14 protein-coding genes are annotated in these 17,908 nt (G+C 69.7%); 5 read left to right on the forward strand and 9 right to left on the reverse strand.

What is annotated here, in order from left to right:
• Window positions 1–4: 4 nt before the first annotated feature.
• Both I6A81_RS23530 and I6A81_RS23535 read right to left on the reverse strand, forming a co-directional pair.
• Complete coding sequence (locus tag I6A81_RS23530) at window positions 5–1,657, reverse strand: thiamine pyrophosphate-binding protein (RefSeq protein WP_203002629.1); 1,653 nt, start codon at window positions 1,655–1,657, stop codon at window positions 5–7.
• A complete protein-coding gene (locus tag I6A81_RS23535) occupies window positions 1,654–2,304 on the reverse strand; it encodes an SRPBCC family protein (protein WP_203002628.1) in 651 nt (216 codons plus the stop codon). The genes I6A81_RS23530 and I6A81_RS23535 overlap by 4 nt, the downstream gene beginning before the upstream one ends.
• Window positions 2,305–2,505: 201 nt before the next feature.
• Between I6A81_RS23535 and I6A81_RS45740 the strand changes: the two genes are divergently transcribed.
• From I6A81_RS45740 to I6A81_RS23560, 5 genes are all read left to right on the forward strand, one after another.
• Window positions 2,506–4,203, forward strand: coding sequence for a thiamine pyrophosphate-binding protein (locus I6A81_RS45740; protein ID WP_203002627.1), 1,698 nt, complete (start codon window positions 2,506–2,508; stop codon window positions 4,201–4,203).
• A 155-nt stretch (window positions 4,204–4,358) separates the two neighbouring features.
• Complete coding sequence (locus tag I6A81_RS23545) at window positions 4,359–5,303, forward strand: HpcH/HpaI aldolase/citrate lyase family protein (protein ID WP_203002626.1); 945 nt, start codon at window positions 4,359–4,361, stop codon at window positions 5,301–5,303.
• 57 nt (window positions 5,304–5,360) lie between these two features.
• Window positions 5,361–6,170 (forward strand): enoyl-CoA hydratase-related protein, encoded by an 810-nt coding sequence (locus I6A81_RS23550; RefSeq protein WP_203002625.1) that lies wholly within the window; start codon window positions 5,361–5,363, stop codon window positions 6,168–6,170.
• Between the two features lie 244 nt (window positions 6,171–6,414).
• Window positions 6,415–7,572, forward strand: a complete 1,158-nt coding sequence (locus I6A81_RS23555; protein WP_203002624.1) for a CaiB/BaiF CoA transferase family protein — start codon at window positions 6,415–6,417, stop codon at window positions 7,570–7,572.
• Between the two features lie 178 nt (window positions 7,573–7,750).
• Complete coding sequence (locus I6A81_RS23560; protein WP_203002623.1) at window positions 7,751–9,862, forward strand: acetate--CoA ligase family protein; 2,112 nt, start codon at window positions 7,751–7,753, stop codon at window positions 9,860–9,862.
• A 101-nt stretch (window positions 9,863–9,963) separates the two neighbouring features.
• Here I6A81_RS23560 and I6A81_RS23565 read toward each other — a convergent pair whose 3' ends face one another.
• The 7 genes from I6A81_RS23565 to I6A81_RS23595 form a co-directional block, all read right to left on the reverse strand.
• Window positions 9,964–11,262 carry an ABC transporter substrate-binding protein gene (locus I6A81_RS23565; RefSeq protein ID WP_203002622.1) on the reverse strand — a complete coding sequence of 433 codons (1,299 nt, stop codon included), beginning with the start codon at window positions 11,260–11,262 and terminating at the stop codon, window positions 9,964–9,966.
• Window positions 11,263–11,296: 34 nt separating this feature from the next.
• Window positions 11,297–12,406 (reverse strand): hypothetical protein, encoded by a 1,110-nt coding sequence (locus I6A81_RS23570; RefSeq protein WP_203002621.1) that lies wholly within the window; start codon window positions 12,404–12,406, stop codon window positions 11,297–11,299.
• A gap of 69 nt (window positions 12,407–12,475) precedes the next feature.
• Complete coding sequence (locus I6A81_RS23575; protein ID WP_203002620.1) at window positions 12,476–13,378, reverse strand: LLM class F420-dependent oxidoreductase; 903 nt, start codon at window positions 13,376–13,378, stop codon at window positions 12,476–12,478.
• A 260-nt stretch (window positions 13,379–13,638) separates the two neighbouring features.
• Window positions 13,639–14,823, reverse strand: a complete 1,185-nt coding sequence (locus I6A81_RS23580; protein WP_203002619.1) for a cytochrome P450 — start codon at window positions 14,821–14,823, stop codon at window positions 13,639–13,641.
• 176 nt (window positions 14,824–14,999) lie between these two features.
• Complete coding sequence (locus tag I6A81_RS23585; RefSeq protein WP_203002618.1) at window positions 15,000–15,767, reverse strand: SDR family NAD(P)-dependent oxidoreductase; 768 nt, start codon at window positions 15,765–15,767, stop codon at window positions 15,000–15,002.
• 75 nt (window positions 15,768–15,842) lie between these two features.
• Complete coding sequence (locus I6A81_RS23590) at window positions 15,843–16,592, reverse strand: SDR family NAD(P)-dependent oxidoreductase (RefSeq protein ID WP_203002617.1); 750 nt, start codon at window positions 16,590–16,592, stop codon at window positions 15,843–15,845.
• 158 nt (window positions 16,593–16,750) lie between these two features.
• Complete coding sequence (locus tag I6A81_RS23595; RefSeq protein WP_203002616.1) at window positions 16,751–17,560, reverse strand: enoyl-CoA hydratase; 810 nt, start codon at window positions 17,558–17,560, stop codon at window positions 16,751–16,753.
• Window positions 17,561–17,908: the final 348 nt, after the last annotated feature.

Genomic DNA, 17,908 nt, shown 5'->3' on the forward strand with positions numbered 1-17,908 from the left:
GGTGTCAGTGCTCGAGGCCGAAGTGCATGCGCCGGTAGGGCGCGCTGATGACGTTGCGCGAGATGCGGCAGTCGATGAGCATCGGCCCGGTCCCGGCGAGGAACTCGTCGACCAGGGGCCCGAGCTCCTTCGCGTCGGTGATGACCGCGCCCGGGCAGCCAAAGGCCCGGGCGACGGCGGCGATGTCCGTCGGCGGGTTCGCGCCCAGGTCGGGCTCGAAGCCCTTGGCGCGCAGCTTGTGGAACTCGGCTCCGTACGCCTGGTCGTTGAGGATGAGCGCGAGCACCCGCGTCCCGCGCCGCGCGAGGCCCTCCAGCTCGCCGGCGTTCATCAGGAGGCTGCCGTCGCCCTCGACGAGCACGACCGGCCGGTCGGGTCGAGCGGCGGCGGCCCCGAGCGCGAGCGGCAGGCCCTGGCCGATGGCGCCGAAGTGGTAGCCGAACAACTGGGGCTCGTAGCGCCGCGCCATGTGCATGATCGGAAAGGCCCAGAAATGGCCGCCGCCGATGACCAGCCCGGCAACCTCGGGCAGGCGCCGTTCCAGTTCCTCGCACACCTCGCGCGGGTCGGCCGTGCCCGGCTCGAGCTCGGGGGTGGACGCGTCGATGGGCCGGTCGCGAATCATCCGGGCGACCTCGGGGGTGCGGTAGCCGGTCCTCGGCGGGTCGCCGCGCAGCGCCTCCAGCAGCTTCTCGGCGCCGACGCGCGCGTCCGCGAGCAGGTACACGTCCGCCGACCTGCCCGTCGACATCGTGACCTGGGACGCGACGTCCACCTGGATGACGGCCGCGTTCGGGAACAGGTAGCCGCCCTCGGTGGTGAAGTAGTTCAGGCTCGCGCCGACGGCGACGACGCAGTCGGCCTCGGCGAGCAGCTCGCCCGCGACCGGTGAGGAGAACAGCCCGGCGACGCCGATGTTGAACGGGTCGGGGTGGAACAGGCCGCGCGCGGGCAGCGTGACGGCCAGCAGCGCGCCCGCGCGCTCGGCGAGCGCCCGCAGGGCGTCCGCGGCGCCGGCCGCGACCGCGCCCTCGCCGGCGAGGACGACGGGCCGCTCGGCAGCGCGCAGTCGCTCGACCGCCGCGCGCAGGACCAACTCGTCCGGCCAGGGGCGTTGCCTGGGGGTCAGGCCGACCGTCGACGGCTCGTAGGCGTAGTCCCATGGGTAGTCGCTGTTCTGGATGTCGATGTCGACGTCCAGCACGACCGGGATACTGCCGGTGCGCGCGGTCCGGAATGCGGACCGGACCGCGTCGAGCACGGCGTCCGGGCTGCCCACCGTCTGGTAGGCCGCGCCGGCGAGCTTCGCGACGCCGTGGTGGTCGAAGCGCTGGAGGTTGGTCGAGTCGTCCCTCGAGGGCGCCCCGGTGACCAGCACGATCGGCGCGCGCGAGCGGACGGCACTGGTGAGCGAGAGCAGGGCGTTGGCAAGGCCGGGCCCGCAGGTGACCGAGCAGACGGCGGGCGTGCCGCTGGCGCGTGCGTATCCTTCGGCCTCGGCGACGGTCGCGCTCTCGTGCCGGCTCTGGCGGATGTCGGCGAGGCCGAGGGCGCGCAGCGACGCCACCAGTTCCATGTTCGCGTCACCCAGCAGCGAGAACGCGGTCCGGGTGCCCTCGTCGAGGATCGCGCGGGCGACGGCTTCGTAAACCTTCATGAACGGTCCTTTCGGCGGGCGGGCCGCGTCACGAGGCCGCGCAGCCGGGTGAGCCCGGAGCGCAGCATGTCGAGGAAGGTTGAAAAGAGGAGCCGCAGGCCGCTCACCGGAGCGGCGGCGGGCGGCCTTGACAGCGGGGGAGCCTGGTCGTCGGCTTGGCCATCCGGTTCGTCCGCCGCCTGGACGGCGTTCTCGATGTATGCGGACAGATTGGCGGAGAAGTCCGCCACCATTCTGCGGGCCAGGTGGGCGCCGCCGGTTCTGGCGAACGGCGCGAGCGGCCCGGCGACCTCGATCGTCCCGGTGAGGGAAACTGACGTCCCGAATCCCTCCCGGGGTGTCACGGTGAAACGGGTGTTTGCCTTCGCGCGCGTCCGGCCCTGGCTGTCGGCGCCGTGCGCGGCGATGCTGCCCTGGCGCTCGACCTCGTCGAAGCTTGGCGTGACTTCACCACTGAAGGCGACTACGGTAGGACCGAGCTTCACCTTCAGCGCACCCAGCAACGACCCATCCGCGCGTTCCTCGACGATCTCGGCGCCGGGCATGCAACGTACAACGACCGTTGGGTCGGTCAGCAGCCTCCAGGCGGCCTCCGGCGGTGATTGCACCGGGAACGTTTCGTCGATCGAAACGGTCGCAACCTGCATCTGAACGTCCTTTTGAATGAATGGTCGCGGCACTTGCGTGCGACCTGACGAATTGATACTATCCTGTATTGGAACGTCAAATCAAACCTTGCGGACAATGTCGTCGATGGCTATCCTCGCGGCAGTCGTAAATTTCTTCCGGCATATTCGTCGCCTATTCTTTCGTGCGCGCCGGCAAGATTATGAAGAACCGGAGGTCAGGTGACCACAACGTCTCCCGACGTGAGTTCGGCGCTCACCGCCACCCTGGTGAGCCAGGGCGTCACCGCGGTGTTCGGAAACCCCGGGACGACCGAGCTCCCCCTGGTCGGCGCGATCGGCCGCACACCCGGGCTGTCCTACTACCTGTGCCTCCACGAGAACGTCGCGACGGGCATGGCCGCGGGCTACGCGATCGCGACGGGCAAGGCCGGGGTCAGCCTGCTGCACGTCGCGCCGGGCATCGCCTGCGGGCTCGGCAACATCTACAACGCGTTCCGCAACCGGACGCCCCTGGTGGTGCTGTCAGGTCAGCAGGACCGGCGCCACCAACTGCTCAACCCGGTGCTGTACGGCGACCTCGTCAACCTGATGCGGCCGGTGACCAAGTGGGCGTGGGAGACCCAGACCGCCGAGGAGGTACCGGTGGCGGTGGGCCGGGCGATCCGCGAGGCGCTGTCCCCGGCGCAGGCACCCACGTTCGTGAGCATTCCGCTCGACCTGCAGACAGCCGTCCTGCCTGAGGGACTGCCCGAGCCCGGCGCGCTATCAGTCCCCGCCCTGGGCACGGCGTCGGCGTCGGCGATCGAGGCCGCGGTCGCGATGCTGCACGCCGCGTCGAGCCCCGCGATCATCGCGGGCGACGTCGTCGGGGCCGGGCGGGCGGTCGACGAACTTCGGGCACTCGCCAACGGCCTGGCTGCGGCCGTCTACTGGGAGCCGGTGTCGACGTACGCGAACTACCCGACGTCGGATCCGATGTCCCAGGGGATCATGTTCCCGAACGCGAAGAACTTCGAGGAGGTCTTCGCGAGGCACGACGTCGTGCTGGCCTGCGGCCTCGGCCTGCGTGCCCCGGCCGTCTACGGTGGCACCAGTTGGTCCACCGCGGGGCACCGCGTCATCGTGCTGACCGACGACAGCGCGCAGGGGCCCGGCGTCGACGTGGACCTGACCCTGCTGGGTGACGTGGCGGCGACACTGTCCGCGCTGGCCGCCGTGTCCGAGCGGAACCGCACCCCGGCGCTCGCCGAGACGATCGCCGAACGCCACGGCACACTGGTCGAGAAGCACAGGGCCGCGCGTGAACGGGTCCTCGCGTCGGCGGCGAAGCGCGCGCTGGACGTGCCGATCAACACCGCGGCGCTGATGACCGCTCTCTATGAGAAGCTGCCGGACAACGCGACCATCGTCGACGAGTCGTTGTCGAACTCGGCCTGGGTGCAGATGGCCGGCCAGTTCACCGACGAGCTCGGCTATCTCGGCGGCACCAAGGGCGGCGGCATCGGCTTCGGCCTCCCGGAGGCGGTCGGCGCGGCCATCGGCCGCCCGGACCGTGCCGTGGTCGCCATCATCGGTGACGGGTCGTCGCTGCATTCGATCCAGGCACTGTGGACGGCCGCGCGCTACCAGGTCCCGATCGTCGTGTGCGTCCTCAACAACGCGAGCTACCGGATCCTCAAGGGCGGCATGATGACCGTCGCCGGGGTTGGCGCCGAGGAGGTCGAGAAGGTTCCGGGCATGAACATCACTAACCCGGAGGTCGACTTCGTCGGCCTCGGCCGGTCCTTCGGTGTCGACGGCGTCCGCGTCGACACCGTCGAGTCCGCGGTGGCCGCGGTTCTCGACGCGGTCGCGTCCCGTGAACCACGGCTCGTGGACATCCAGGTGGACCGGAGCATCCGCAAGATCTTCAGCTAGGGTGGCGTCGATCTGCCGACGGAACAAAATTGTGTGCTTTCCCGTCTCGACTCTCCCTCGAAACGGGCCGGTGGTTTCCGCGAAGGCCGGCGCAAGAGCTCAGTCATCCACCGCTCACGCTGGCGCGCGAGCGTGTTCTTCGGAGGTGTGCACACATGATTCTGCTGCGTTCCCTGCTTATTGTTCCCAGCCTTCAGCCAAAACTGCTGGAGAAGGCTGCCCGGTCGGCCGCGGACGGTCTGATGATCGAGCTGGAGGACGGTGTTCACCCTTCGCGGAAGGCGGAGGCGAGGACAGCGGTGGCGAAGTTCCTGCGGACCGCCGAGTTCGGCCAGAAGGAAGTCATGGTCCGAATCAACAGCGTCTACGGGTCCGAGGGCCAGGAGGACCTCCACGAACTGGTCGCCGCCGGCGTCCTGAACATCATGCTGGCGGAGGTCCGCGGGCCGCGGGACCTCGCGATCGCCGCCGACCTGCTGGAGCGTGCCGAGCACGCGAGCGGCCGGGAGATCAACTCGGTCGGCCTGTGGTCGATGGTCGAGACCGCCGCCGCCGTGCAGAACGTCGACGCCATCAGCAAGATGCCCCGGCTACGCGGCCTGGCCTTCGGCGGCGGCGACCTGTCCTGCGAGCTGCGGGTGCGCCGGATCGGGATCGGCGGCGACCGGGTGATCTGGGACTACCCGTTCGAGCACCTCTACGCCAAGGAGCGCGTGGTCGTCGCGGCGCGGGCCGCCGGCCTCAAGGTGATCGACACCGGCTGGGCGAACATGCACGACGAGGACGGCACGCGGCACTGCGCGCGGGCGTCGGCCCAGCTCGGCTTCGACGGCTCGTTCGTCATCAGCCCGCGGCAACTCCCGCCGGTCCACGGCGAGTTCACCCCGTCCGAGCGGGACATCGAGTGGGCGCGCAAGGTCGTCGCGGCCGACGAGGAGGCCCACGCGGTCGGCGAGACCGTCCGGGTGGTCGAGGGCCAGATGACCGACGGCCCCTTCGTCCGCAGCGCCTACCAGATCCTGGAGCGCGCGAAGGAGGCCGAGGCGCGTGCCGCGGCGCTGACCGAGCTCCAGCAGCGTGCCCTGGAACCGGCGAAGTGACCGGTTCTGTCTCCCAGGCCGTGGCCGCAATGGCCTTACCGAGCGAGGTGACCACCGATGCCGCCTGACTCCGCGGGTACCCCCGCCGACGAGCCACCGGTTCTGGTCGAGGATCGCGGCAGCGTCCGCTGGATCTGGTTCAACCGGCCCCGGGTGCACAACGCCCAGAACCTCGACCTGCTGGAGGCGCTGCAGCGCGCGCTCGACGACGTCGAGCGCAGCGAGACGGTGCGCGTCCTCGTGCTCGGCGGGAAGGGACGATCGTTCAGCGCCGGTCACGACCTCAAGCAGTCGGCCGAGAACCCGCGGTACCGGGCCAACCAGTCCACCGCCGAGCGCCGGTGGCGGCAGGAATGGCAGATGTTCGTGCGGCCCGTGGAAAGGATTCGGCAGCTGCCGATCCCGACCATCTGCCGCGCGCAGGGCTACTCGCTCGCCGCCGGCATGATGTTCGTCGAGGCCTGCGACCTGGTGGTCGCCACGCCGGACGCGGTCTTCGGATCGCCCATCCTCGGGCCGCTGGAGATCAACGACGCCGAGGTGCCGACGTTCGTCCGCAGCGTCGGCGTCCGTCGCGCGAAGTCCCTGCTCTGGCTGAACGAGCGGCTCGGCGCCGATGAGGCGCTCGCGCTCGGCCTCGTCAACTGGGTGGTGGACCACGACGAGCTGGACAGGCACATCGAGGTGATCGCCGAGCGCCTGGCGAAGGTCTCCCGGGAGACCCTCGAGCTATCCAAGCTGAGTTTCCAGTTCCTGGCCGCCCGGCAGGGATGGGACGACTTTGACAGGTATCACTTCCTGTCCCACCAGCTCAGTCACCACACCAGCCCCGCCCTGGACCTCTACCAGCAGCGACTGGACAGCTGACCCGCCCTGGGAAGGACGTGGACGGCGACAGGGCATGACGGCCTGATCCCGCTGATCTGGTGCCCGCCAGCGCTCGGCGGGCACCAGACGGCGCCGATGCCAACACCTGGTCGCCGCGACGGCGGCCTCGCGCCGACGCCCGACCCCTATTCCCTGGAGGTGGAACAACCACGATGCGGTGGCCTTGTCCGTCATGGGAGCACGAGGGCGGCCAGTTCTTGCCGCGGCCCGCGGGGGGCGGCTGATGACGACCCAGGCACGCTGGCCGTGCTCACCGGCAAACAGCGGGCGCCCGCTCCACGGCGTCAAGATCCTGGACCTGTCCCGCGTCCTGGCGGGGCCCTTCTGCACAATGATCCTCGCCGACCTGGGTGCCGACGTCGTCAAGGTCGAAGCTCCGGGAGGCGACGAAACCCGCCGCTGGGGGCCGCCCTTCTTCCAGGGCACGGCGGCGTACTACTTCGGGCCCAACCGGAACAAGTGGGGTGTCGTCGCCGACCTCGCCAGCCCGGCCGGCCGGGAACGGCTCGACGCCCTGCTGGTGGAAGCCGACGTCGTCGTGCACAACTTCACCGGCGAGATCGCGGCACGCCTTGGCGTGGAGTGGGAGCGGGTAGTCCGGATCAACCCGCGCATCGTCCACCTGACACTGTCCGGGTTCGGACCCGAGGAGCCGGAGCGCCGCGGCTACGACCTCATCGTGCAGGCTCTCGGCGGGATCATGGCGGTCACCGGTGAAGCGGACGGAGGCCCGGTAAAGGTCGGCGTCCCGATCGCGGATCTCACCGCCGGGCTGTACGCGGTCAGCGCCGTCACGGCGGCACTGTACGAACGCGACCGGACCGGTTCGGGCACCCCGATACACGTCTCGCTGTACGAGGCGATGCTGTCGTTGCTCTCGAACCAGGCGGCTGGCTGGTTTCTCGCGTCGGCCTCGGCGGAGCGCATGGGCACGGAGCACCCACACGTGGTGCCCTACGGGGTCTATCCGACCAGGACGAGCCCGATCGTGATCGCGGCTGGGACAGATGGCCAGTTCCGGGAGCTCTGCTCGGTGCTCGGGCGTCCCGAACTCGCCGCCGATGCGCGCTTCGGGTCGAACAGCGCGCGCGTCGCGCACCGGACCGAACTGCGCAAGGAGCTCGAGCAGGCCCTGGCCGAACGCGCGGCCAGCGAGTGGGCTGAGGTGCTGGATCGCCGTGGCGTACCGAACGGTGTCGTGCGCGCGGTGCCCGAGGCACTCACCGCGCCCGAGGCGCGGTCGGTGCGGACCGTGAGCCACCCCAATCTCGGTGACATCACGCTGGCAATGACGCCCATCCGGGTCGGCGGGCAGATTCTCGAGCCCTATATGGCGCCACCGACGCTGGGCGAGCACGACAGGGTCGTCTTCCCGGACTAGCCAGCAGAAAGGTGCCACAGCTGGGAGAGCCGGCCCAAACGACGTGGTGATCGGACGCGGCGCTTCCGCGGCGGACCACCGTGCGCGGCGCGCGGTCCAGGATGCCGCGGCCATCCGGAAATTCCACCGTCGGCGTCGCGCGTCGGCGAGAGAACACGAGACCATCAGGAGGCGCGACGTGACGGGCCAGACCAGCAGGCAGCAGGTGCTGGAGACGCTTCTCAGACCACGCGCCGTAGCGATAGTCGGCGCCGGTGACCAGCCGACGACGTTCAACGGCGCGCCGATCCACAACCTCCAGAGCTTCGGATACAGCGGCCAGATCTACCCGGTGAACCCAGGCCGAGCCGAGGTGCAGGGGATCGCCTGCCACCGATCAGTGCTGGACATCCCTGGACCGGTCGACACGGCCGTGGTGACGGTCCCGGCCCGGCTCGCCCTGCCGGTGCTCGAGGAGTGCGTCGAGAAGGGAATCCCGTCGGTCACACTGGTCTCCTCGGGATTCGGGGAAGGCGCGGCCGGAGAGCAGGGACAGGCCAGGGCCGCGGATCTGGAGGCCCTCATCGGTCGGAGCGGCCTTAGGGTGCTGGGGCCGAACACGGCCGGCCTGCTCAACCTGTTCGACTCGTATGTTCCGCGCGCGGCCCACAACCACCACGGCCCCGGCGAGGTCCGCCTCGGGCCGGTGGCCCTGGTCAGCCAGAGCGGCGCCTGCGGCAACACGCTTTTCAACCGCGCGCAGGCCAACGGCGTCGGCGTCGGTATCTCGGTCGCCACCGGCGACCAGGTCGACGTCGACGTCTGGGACCTCATCGAATACTTCCTGTCCGACTTCCGAATTTCCGTCATCATGGCCGTCATCGAGTCGTTCGGCTCCGTGGCCAAGGCCAGGGCGGTCGCGGCGGCCGCGCTGGCCCTGGGCAAGCCCATTGTGCTGCTCAAGGTCGGCCAGTCGACCGTCGGGCGCGCCGTGGTGCAGGCCCACTCAGGCGCGATCGCTGGTGACGCCGCCGCGCAGGCATCAGTACTGCGTGACCACGGCGTGATCACGGTCCAGGACCTCGACGAGCTGTGGGAGGTCGCGCGCCTGGTCGAGGTGTGGGGTCGGCCGCCCGCCGAGCCGCTGCGGCTGGGAGTCGTCTCCGTCTCAGGCGGCGAGGCCGCCCTGATCGCCGACCAGTGCGCCCGGGCCGACATCGCGCTCCCACCGGCGACCGACGCGTTCGCCGCGTTCGTGGACGAGACCTTCGAGTACGCGAAGGGGGCGAACCCGTTCGACCCGACCGGGGAGGTCGTCAGCAGGCCGACGCGGTTGCGGGAAGGCATCGCGGCGTTCGCCAGCAAGAACGACTTCAGCCACGTGCTCGTCGCGTCGCCGGTGTTCGGCCCCGAGCTCGCCGAGCGTTACTACGCGGAGCTCCCCGGGGCGCTCGCGAACCTGGACGCCAAAGCCGCCCTGTCCGCCTGGCCCGCTGGGCAGTTCACCCGCACGCAGGTAGCTCTGCTGTCCGCGACCGGTCATCCGGTGTTCCCCAACTCCGTGCGGGCAGTGCACGCCATGTCCCTGTACCAGGCCTATGGGCTGAGAGCACCGGAACTGCTGGCCAGCCTCGCGCGGCGCCGCCGGCCTCCGGAGGGCGCCACCAGCGCGGAGTTCGAGCCACTGTCGTATGCCGCGGCCCGGGAGCTTCTGGGCAAGCTCGGCCTGCCGTTCGTCGAGGCGCGGGCGTGCGCGTCGGCCCAGGAAGCCGCCGCGACCGTCCAGTCGCTCGGCGGTCGCGTGGCGCTCAAGGCAAATGTGCCCAGCGCGGTCCACAAAGCCGACCACGGCCTGATCGAGTTTCACAGCGGAGGTGACCCCGCGGTGGTGCTGGCGGCCTATGAGCGGATCGTCCGGGCCGGGCGGGAATGGGATGTGTCCTCGGTCGTGGTCGAGGGGTTCGCCTTCGGGCAGATCCAGCTGATCCTCGGCGCTCACCGGGACGCCGAGTTCGGCCCGTTGGTCCTGTTCGGCTCCGGCGGTGGCGCCGTCGAGTACCTCGACGACGTCGCGCTGGGGCTGGCCGACCTGACGGACACCGAGGCGGCCCGCCGGCTCGTCACAGGCACCAGGATCGGCGGCTACCTGCAGGTCAAGGCGCCCCAGATCGTCGCCGACCTCGCGCGGGCGTTGGAGTCCATCGCCCAGTTCATGGTGTCCAGCCCGGGCTGCCAGTCCATCGACGTGAACCCGTGCATCGTTGACATGACGACCCGCACTTGGTCCTGCGCCGACGCGCGGGTCGTCTAGTCGCGCCAGCTGTCGACGACGCCAACCGGCCGGCTGCGCCGCAACCGGCCGGCATCGCCGCCCACAACCATGAACTGGCTCGCTTCCTCGTGAGCACGGTCTCAGGAGGCCCCCGCCAGGCGCTCGCCACACCACTCGGTCGGGGAGGGCGCGCCCGGCGTCGTGTTGGGCACGACCTCGAATGCCGTGCCGGCCGCGTTCACCCGGGAGAAGATCAGGCAACTGAAAGGCTGCCCGACGTTCTTGTCGAACGTGAGTCGACCGGAAACCAGACCGCCCGCGTTGTAGTCCGTCACGGCGCGCAGGGCCTGGACGAATCCTTCCCTGGTCGGGCAGGGCCCGGCATCGGTCAGCCCGCGAACCAGGATGTCGGTGGCGATGTATGTCCCGTACGCCACGTCCTCGGACGGCGACTGCAGTTCCGGCGCGTGCCGTTGCGCGGCGTCCAGATATTCTCGCTGGGCAGGGACTTTCGCCTCGAACGGCACAAAAATAGAGAACGTCGTGAAACCGGCGACCGACGCGCCGTAGCGCTCGATGGTCTCCTTGCCGTACCCGGCGGCGGCGAGCACGACCCGGAAGGTGAGGCCCGCGGCGCGCGCGGCAGCGAGAATCTGGGGACCGTCGGCGGGAGGCAGGTCCAGCACGAGAACGTCGGCGTCGGACTCGCGCAGCTGCTCCGCGAAACGCGCCGGGTTGGTGATGGTCGAGTTGTACGCAAGCTGTGTGGTCGGGATCCGCGATGCGGCAAGACTCTGCCCGATCAGGGGCGTGAACCGCTGCGCGGCCACGACGGAGTCGGTGGAGACGATGACAGCCCGGCTCCCGCCCTGAGCCAGGACGTACCGGCCGAAGACATCCGACGCCGACCCGCTCGCCACAAGGGAGGGGAAAGTGAACATGTTCGGGTAGGCGGGGTCGGCCCATATGCTCTCGATCGGAAGCCCGATGGCCGGGACGCTCTGAGAGCGGAGGTAGTCCGCGCCGCCCGAGGCACCCGTCGACGCCTCGAGGAGCGCGAACACGTCGGCGGAGCCGACAAGTTCCTGCACGGCGACATTGTTGGCCTGGGCGGTTCCCTGGTCGTCGCGCCAGACGTAGGTGATCTTCCGGCCGTGGATGCCGCCGGCTTCGTTCACCAACCCGAGGCGGGCGTCCACGCCACTGCGGGCGCTCTTGAGCGCCGCACCGATCGTCCCGTCGTTCGGGAAGACCAGGCCGATCCGAATCTCGTCCGCCGACACTCCGGGGGCGTTGCAGGAGTTTCCGGCGCCCGGTGCGCCGTTGTCGCCCGCGCAGCCACTGGCAGCCGCGGCGGCGAGGACGGCCGCGGCGGCGGTCAGCGCCGTGCTGTGGCGCGAATGTGGGCGGTGGGGACGTAAGGGAAAATAAGTGGGCACTTCTGCTCGCTCCTCTGTCTCTGGGATGGCCGAATCAGGACGGCCAGCGGTATGCGCCAAAAATCTCGGGCACCACGATTCCCGGCTGGGCGCGCAGGACGTAGGGAATCGCGCGCACGGCGGTCATGGCGACGGCGACGACGCCGCCGGAAAGGTCACCCAGTTCGGGCAGCGGTGCCAGGTCGACGCTCAACTCGAGGTTCATCCTCGGCGCGCCTTCAATGATCACGCGCACAGTGTGGCCGTCGAGCGCGAGTTCCCACTCGGGGATGTCGGCGGTGCAGGTCCAGTACTCCTCGGCAACCAGCGTGGGCTCGCCCGCGTGGTAGGCCGTCCACGTGAGAATCTGGCCGACAACCGTTCCGGCCGGCAGCGTCGCGACGGGCAGCACGACGTCGGCCTTCCCGACCGCGGTCCGGATCTCCGCGCGGATCTCGTCGATCCGCAGGCCAAGCGCGTCGGCAGCGGCGGCCAGCGACTGCTCGAACTCCACCGACATGGACCGAAACACCGGTGACTCGGTCGTGATCTCCTCGGGCTGCTTCCCCATGCCCATCAGGTCGACGAGCATCTCCTTCTGGGGCATGTGGGAGCAGTCGACGAATTCCTGGACGGTGATCCGGTCGACGCGCTGCGACAGGAGGGTCAGGCCGACCGCGAGCCGCTCGAACATGAAGCCCGGGTGCTCGCCGGCGGCGAGAAAGCGGGAACCGCCCGCGGCGCAGGCCCGTTGGAATCGCTCGTGCACGTCCTGACTGACCGTCGGGACATGCGTGTAGGACATCGTCGAGATCACGCTCTTGCCTGACGTGAGCAGCGCCTCGATGTCCTCGGCACTGGTGTCCGTCCCGACGGCCTTGCTGGCCGCGTGGATGACCGCATCGGCATCGAGCGCGACTATTCGCGCCTTGTCATTGGTGGCGAGGATTCCTGTCGGCGGAAGGCCGACGAGTGTGCCGGCGTCGACACCGACCTTGTCTTCGCTGTGCACGAAGACGCCGACAAGATCCAGTTCCGGGTTCTCGATCGCTTCCCGTAGCGCGGCCCGGCCGATCGGGCCGGTCGTCCACTGGATGACTCGGATTGGCACCGCAACATCTCCTAGGCGAGCTGGGGCTGGTGGTGGCGGGCGGCCCGGGAACATCGGACGAGGAAGCGCGGGGCAGGCCAGCGGGGTACCGGGCTCCGCTTGCGCCGGGTCGCGTCCTCTACGTCAGGACAGGTAGGTCTTGCCGAAGGCCTGGACGAACTCCAGCGTGGCGGAGGTCGACTCGCTGTGGGTTGTCACCGAGATCCACGTGACGCCCGCCTTCTCCAGTTGTACGAACGCCTCACGATGGCGCTCTGGCTCGACGGTGGGTGTCGCTAGCCCTGGGGCGCGGTAGGAATAGAGCACGTCGACGTGGTCGGCCCGGCCGGCGGCCGTCGCGGCCTCTCGCAGGCTGGCGAGGGCGTCGTCCAGGTCTCCGGGCGAGTCGAGCGCTGGGGTGCGCGCGGCCGCGCTCAGTTCGGGACCTCCCCGCATCGGCATCCAGCCTTGCGCCCGTTCGGCCACCCGGCGGCGGGCCAGAGCCGAGTTGCCACCGATCCAGATCGGGATCGGATTCTGCGCGGGCCGGGGGAGCGCGACGACGTCCCTCGCGCTGAAGTGACGGCCCTGGTAGCTGAACGGCTCCCCGCTCCAGTGCAGGGGCAGCACGTCGAGCACCTCGTCGAACAGCGCGTTGCGCTCACTGAGGTCGACGCCGAGGGCGTAAAACTCGCTCTTCTGGTACCCAGCTCCCAGGCCCAGGATCAGCCGCCCGTCAGAAAGCTTGTCAACGGTCGCCGCGGCCTTGGCGAGGACGAAGGGATTCCGGTAGGGAGCGACCGCCAGGTAGGTGAGAAGGCGGATTCGGTCTGTCACGGCGGCGGCATAGCCCAGAGCGACGAACGGATCGAGTGTCTGGTGGCCGCCCGCGGCCAGCCAGGCGGCGCCGGGCACCGGGTGCTCGGTGAGCGAGAATCCGGCGAAGCCGGACTCCTCGACGGCCAGCGCCACCTCGCGCAGAGCCCCGGCGTCGAGCATGTCGCCGTCGGATCCCTTCTTTTCCGGGTACTGAAAGATGAACCGCACTACTGGCCGCCTTCCTGCGAGAGTTTGTGAGTGCCGTGCGGCGAGGCAGCCGTGTCGCGGCTCCGCGGGGCCGACCGGGCTGTCCGCTCGGCCGGCCGGCCCGGCCAGTCGCCGACGTCCGCTCCGAACGACCAGTGCACTCCCCGGCGCGCCGCTGGCGACCAAGGTCGTCCCGGGGCGAAGGACGCCAGGGCCGGACCGGCGCTTCAGATCGGCCTCGAACTGCTTCGTCGCGGCGGAAGAGGCGCGCGGCGCGCGCGTCAGACGGCGATGGGCAACCGCTGGTACCCGCGCACGGTGCTGGTGTGCAGCCGCACCGCCTCCGCGTGGTTGACCTCCCAGGCGGGGAAGCGGCGCAGGGTCTCCTCCAACGCGACGCGGCCCTCCATCCGGGCGAGCGAGGCACCAAGACAGAAGTGGATGCCGTGGCCGAACGAGACGTGACCGTCGAACCGGCGATGGATGTCGAAGGCATCGGCGTCCGGGTACTTGCGCTCGTCGCGCCCGGCCGAACCTGTCAGCGCGAGCACCCTGGACCTCGTCGGAATGGTCACGCCGTGCAGTTCGACCTCCTTGGTGATGGTGCGTCCCTGCACCGGGGAGGGTGCCTCGTAGCGCAGGATCTCCTCGACCGCGTTCTGCAGGAGTGCCGGGTCGGCGGCCAGCTCGGCGCGTTGGCCGGGGTGCGCCTCGAGCAGCACGCAGGCCCAGCCGAGCATCCGGGCAACGGTCTCCGTGCCGGCGGCGACCAGCAGGAGGCTGAAGTCCGCCGCCTCCTTCGAGGTCAGCCGGCGGGTGCCCTGGTCGGTCGCCACCTCGACCGTGGTCAGGCCGGTCATCATGTCGTCCCGGGGCGCCCGGCGCCTGCCCTCGATCTTTTCGGTCAGGTAACCGTGCAGCCTGGAGTTCGCCGCGATCGAGACGTCGTTGATCATTCCCTTTTCGGGGTCCAGGTGGAACATCTGGTCGATCGTGTGGCGGACCTCCTCCCGGTCCTCCGGGTCGACGCCGATGAGCTCCGAGATGACCTTCGAAGGAAGCTGGGCGGCGAAGTCCTGCACGTAGTCGAACCCGCCACCGTCGATCTGGGGGTCGAGCATCTCGACGCACAGCGCCCGGATGCGGTCCTCCAGCGCGGCCACCCGCCGCGGGGTGAAAGCGCGGGAGACGAGCGCCCGCAGGGTGGTGTGCTTCGGGGGGTCCATCGAGATGATGTGGGCACTGTCCATCGGCTCGGGCTTCATGAGCTCGAGCACGATGCCGTAGGCGGAGCTGTAGGTCCCCGGGTCGCGGTGCAACGCCTCGACGTCGGCGTGCCGCGACAGCGCGAAGAATTCGAACTTTTCGTTATAATAGACCGGTTGTTCGTCGCGCATGCGGCGCCAGACCGGGTACGGGTTCGTGTCGATCGCCTTGTCGTAGGGGTCCCAGTACAGCTCGCTCATTACCATGCCTAACTGCGGTGTCCGTGTCGTCTGTGGTTGGCGGTACGCGGCCCCGTGGCGTTCCGCCCGCGGCGGTGTCGGCGGGTTTATCCACCAGGGTAGGAGTGCCGCCGAACGGCGGCTGGCCTGGCGTGATCCCGCCGATATGACGGCGTGGCCACCTGCCTCTGCCGGTGCTAGGGCGCGAAACGCAGCGCGCCGTCTAGGCGGATGTTCTCGCCGTTGAGGTAGGGGTTACGCGCGATCGACTCGACCAGCAGCGCGAACTCCTCCGGTCGCCCGAAGCGCGGCGGGAAGACGATGCCCTTGGTCAGTTCGGCGCGCAGCTCGTCACGCAGCGTGTACATGATTGGCGTCCCCATCGTGCCGGGGGCGACGGCGCACACGCGCACGCCGATCACGGCAAGATCGCGGGCCATGGGCAGCGTCATGCCCAGGATGGCCGCCTTCGCGGACCCGTAGCCGACCTGGCCGGTCCGGCCCTCCAGCCCGGCGATCGAGGCGGTGTTGACGACGACGCCACGCTGGCCGTGCTCGTCTGGTTCGTTGCTCGCCATGGCGGCGGCGGCCAGGCGCGTCATGTTGAACGTCGTCACTGCGTTCATCTCAAGGGTCTTGATGAACGCGTTCTTGTCATGCGGTGTGCCGTCGCGCGCGACCAGCCGTCCTCCTCCGGCACCGCCGCCGGCGACGTTGACGAGCAGGGAGAACGGGCCGGCGGCCCGGGCGGCGTCGATGGCCAGGGCGACGTCGTCGTCGCTCAGGACATCACCGCTGACGGCCGTGGCGTTGTCGCCTAGCTCCTTCGCCAGTTCGGCTGCCCGGTCCACGTCTCTGTCGAAGACGACGGTGTGCATGCCGGCCTCGACGAGACGCCGTGCCGTCGCGGAGCCCAGGCCGCCGGCGCCGCCAGTCACCACCGCGGAACGTCCTTGCAGGTCCAACGAGCTGCCTTCCTGTGTTGGCTTCTTGATGCCGGCGCTGGTCGCCGAGCCGCGGCGGCGGGTGGAAGCCGCCGGTCAGGCATCCTTCGAACGCGCTGTCACCACCACCGAGGGGAAGCAGGTCGCACCGCCGCTCTCCAGCACGCTGTGCACGACCCGGACCAGGTCGTCGACGGCGACGAAATCACCGCGGAAGAGGTTCCTGTCCGCCCAGATCGGATAGAGCCTGGCGGCGAGCTCCATATCCCAGCCGTCGGTGAAGCTGGTGTGGGCGCCGGCGTCGCCGCCCTGGCAGACGCCCATGGCGATGCGGGTGAAGCCGACGGTGGGATGCTCGCCGCGCCACGCCTCGGTCAGCTTGTCGAGCGCCGCCTTGCTGACCGCGTACGCGCCGAGGCCAGGCCAGGGCGGAGTCTCGGAAGCGCTGATCGACGACAGGTACACCGCGTTGCCGCTCGACTCCTTGAGATAGGGAAGGGCCGCCGCCGTGACCAGCGAGGCCCCGATGACGTTGGTGTCGAAGGTCTGGCGCCAGGTCTGGGCGCAGAGGTCCTCAATGGGAGCCAGCGGGCCGACCCCCGTCGCGTAGACCAGCGCGTCGATGCCACCGAGACCCTGGGCGGCATCCTCGACCGCCTTCACGCAGGAATGCTGCTGCGTCACGTCGCAGGGGATGGCCAGCGTGCCCGGGCCGGCCTCCTCCGCCGCCGCGGTGAGGCGGTCGTGGCGGCGCGCGAGCAGCGCGGTGCGCGCGCCGCGCCGCGCGAGCTCGATTCCTATGTACCGGCCTAAACCGCTGGATGCGCCGACGACTACCGCTCGCATCCTCCACCTCGTTTCTGATTTCTAGACGTCGGGACTGGCTGGCTCCGGGCGGCTTGGCGTCCACCAGACGCGGGCATGGCAAGCAGACGCAGGGCGACAGTGGATCCGGCGCTGCCGGCCAGCGGCCTCGGGAGTACGCGGGCGGAATCGCCCGCGCGTCAGTCGTCTCTTGCCTTGCGCTTCATGGAGGTCAGGCCGGCGAGCACCGACGACCGGCCGTCGTTGACGACCGCGGCCCGGGCGTGACCGAGCTGGTGCATGTCGAACACGGCGTCGACTGCGGTGGAGAAGCCCTGGACGTCGAGGGTGTGGTTGACGGCCCTCTTCGCCATGCGCAGGGCGAAACTGTCCTGCCGGGCGATGCGCCGGGCCAGGGCCATGGTTGCGGGCAGGAGTTCCTCGAGTGGCACGACCCGGTTGACCATGCCGAGTTGCCGGGCTTCCTCGGCGCTGATCGAGTCGCCGGCGAACAGCAGTTCCTTGGCCTTGCGTGGGCCGAGCTCCCAGGTATGACCGTGGAACTCGACGCCCGCGATCCCCATGTACAGCACGGGGTCGGAGAACTCGGCATTGTCCGCGGCGATGATGAGATCGCAGGGCCAGCACAGCATCAGCCCGGCCGCGATGCACTTGCCCTGGACGGCGGCGATCGACGGCTTGGGTACCTCCCGCCAGCTCTTGGCGTAGTGGAGGAAGCGGCGAGTCTCCCAGTCGTAGTGCCGGTCAGCCTGCCACTTGGGCCGCGCGTTGGCTTGTTCGGTGGGCGTCATGTCGTGCCCGGCGGAGAAGTGCCTGCCAGTGCTCTGGAAGACGATGACCTTGACGTCGGCGTCCTCATCCGCGGCGTTCCAGGCATGGTCCAGCTCCTCGAGCACCTTCGGGCTCTGGGCATTGGCCTTGTCCGGCCTGTCCAGAGTGATGACCCCGACGGCGTCCTCGACGTCGAAGCGGACGTGCTCGAGCTGCATGGTTCCTCCGCTGGGTTGGACCGCCGTCCGGCTTGCGTAGTGCCGGACGAGGGAGCGAAGCGGTGAAGGCGAGGCCCTTGCCACGGCCTCGACCGGGTTGTGTGTAGCGCGCGTCGCCAATGGCCGGGCGGTACCCCGGCGGATGGCTCCCGTGGCGGTCGCCGAGGCGTCTACCGGGGCTTCACGCGACTCGACTGTAGAACGACCGACCACGAAAGTAAACGAGACAGTCTCATAACATTTCACCGGTGGGCCGCGGCGGTGTGTGTCGGCGGGTGGTCCCGTCGCGGTGACTGTTCCGACTTGATCCCGGTGCGCACACCGTGGCCGGACTCGGACCCATACGGG

Origin of the sequence: Frankia nepalensis, assembly GCF_016786325.1 — a bacterium.
Taxonomy (GTDB): domain Bacteria; phylum Actinomycetota; class Actinomycetes; order Frankiales; family Frankiaceae; genus Pseudofrankia; species Pseudofrankia nepalensis.